Annotated in this window: 1 protein-coding gene and 1 pseudogene; both read left to right on the forward strand. The window is 45.4% G+C overall.

What is annotated here, in order from left to right:
* Positions 1-499 (forward strand): sugar phosphate nucleotidyltransferase (locus R7O12_RS23810; protein ID WP_318126500.1); only part of this gene is annotated, 499 nt, incomplete at its 5' end.
* Between the two features lie 137 nt (positions 500-636).
* Positions 637-2,065, forward strand: a pseudogene (locus R7O12_RS23815) (excinuclease ABC subunit UvrA); the annotation flags it as partial.

A 2,065-nucleotide genomic window follows, 5' to 3' on the forward strand; every position in this document is an offset into this window, starting at 1 on the left:
TGTAGTACTTGCCGATGACTTGTGTGTGAACGAGGAAGAAGGCGTTCTTGCTCAAATGGTTGCGCTGTTTAAGCAATTCCGCTGTTCTATCGTGGCAGTACAAGAAGTACCTGCTGACGAGACGCACAAATACGGCGTGATTTCTGGTGAAATGATCAAAGATGACATCTACCGCGTAGATGACATGGTAGAAAAACCAGAACCAGGCACAGCGCCAAGCAATCTTGCGATCATTGGTCGTTACATCCTTACCCCTGATATTTTTGAACTGATCGAAAACACAGAGCCAGGTAAAGGTGGTGAAATCCAAATTACGGATGCGCTGCTGAAACAAGCAAAAGCCGGTTGTGTTCTCGCATATAAATTCAAAGGTAAGCGCTTTGATTGCGGTAGCGTAGAAGGCTACATTGAAGCAACAAACTACTGTTTCGAAAACTTGTACCTAAAAGATGAAAAGAAGTCTGAATTAGGTAAGCACGCAACAAAGAAAGAAGTGTAAACCTTTCATCGGCCTAGACTCTAAAGCCCGGTTTTATACCGGGCTTTTTGTTTACTGTTTTTTTGTCCAGTGTTACTTTGCACATTTCTCACACTATGTAATCCTTGCCCAACTTGGTTATACATAGAGCAAAAATGATCGATAAAATTGAAGTTCGCGGTGCCCGAACCCATAACCTCAAAGACATCAATCTGACTATTCCTCGCGATAAACTGACAGTAATTACTGGGTTAAGCGGCTCCGGTAAGTCCTCTCTCGCATTCGATACCTTATATGCAGAAGGCCAACGACGTTATGTCGAATCACTGTCTGCTTATGCTCGTCAGTTTTTGTCTCTTATGGAAAAACCAGATGTCGACCATATCGAAGGTTTATCACCGGCGATTTCTATTGAACAAAAATCGACATCTCATAACCCTCGCTCAACCGTCGGTACCATCACCGAAGTTTACGACTACTTACGTCTGCTTTACGCTCGTGTTGGTGAACCACGCTGTCCTACTCACCACGCCCCATTAGCCGCACAAACTGTCAGCCAGATGGTGGATAAAGTATTGGAACTGCCAGAAGGCAGCAAAATGATGCTGCTTGCTCCAATCGTAAAAGAGCGCAAAGGTGAGCATGTAAAAACACTAGAAAACCTTGCCGCACAAGGTTTTATTCGAGCGCGTATTGACGGCGAAACTTGCGATCTTTCAGATCCTCCAACACTTGAGCTACACAAAAAACACACCATTGAAGTCGTGGTCGACCGATTCAAAGTTCGCCCAGATCTGCAACAACGTTTAGCAGAGTCATTTGAGACGACGCTAGAGCTTTCTGGTGGTATTGCGGTGGTTGCTCCGATGGATGGCGATGGGGAAGAAATCATCTTTTCCGCGAACTTCGCTTGTCCGCAATGTGGCTACAGCATGCAAGAGCTGGAACCGAGATTGTTCTCATTTAACAACCCAGCAGGCGCGTGTGGAACTTGTGATGGCTTGGGTGTACAACAGTATTTTGATCCAAGCCGAGTGATTCAAGATGACTCACTCAGTTTGGCACAAGGTGCTATTCGTGGTTGGGATCAAAAGAATTACTATTACTTCCAAATGCTGACTTCATTGGCGGATCATTATGGATTTGATTTGCATGCTCCGTTCAACTCTCTGCCAAAGAAAACGCAAGACGTTATTCTCAAAGGCTCAGGCCGCACCGAGATCGAGTTTAAGTACATCAATGATCGCGGCGACATTCGTGTAAAGCGCCACCCATTCGAAGGGATTTTAAATACGCTTGAACGTCGTTACCGCGACACCGAGTCCAACTCGGTTCGAGAAGAGTTGGCCAAATACATCTCGACAAAATCATGCTCAAGCTGTGGCGGTACTCGTCTACGCCTTGAAGCACGTAATGTATTTATTGCCGATACTACCTTACCTGAGATCGTTGAGCTCAGTATTGCAGATGCCCTTACCTTCTTCCAAACACTCAAGCTAGAAGGTCAACGTGCGCAAATCGCAGAAAAGGTCATGAAGGAGATCAATGATCGTCTACAGTTCCTTGTAAATGTGGGCTTGAACTACC

This window comes from Vibrio sp. Vb1574, from assembly GCF_033338675.1.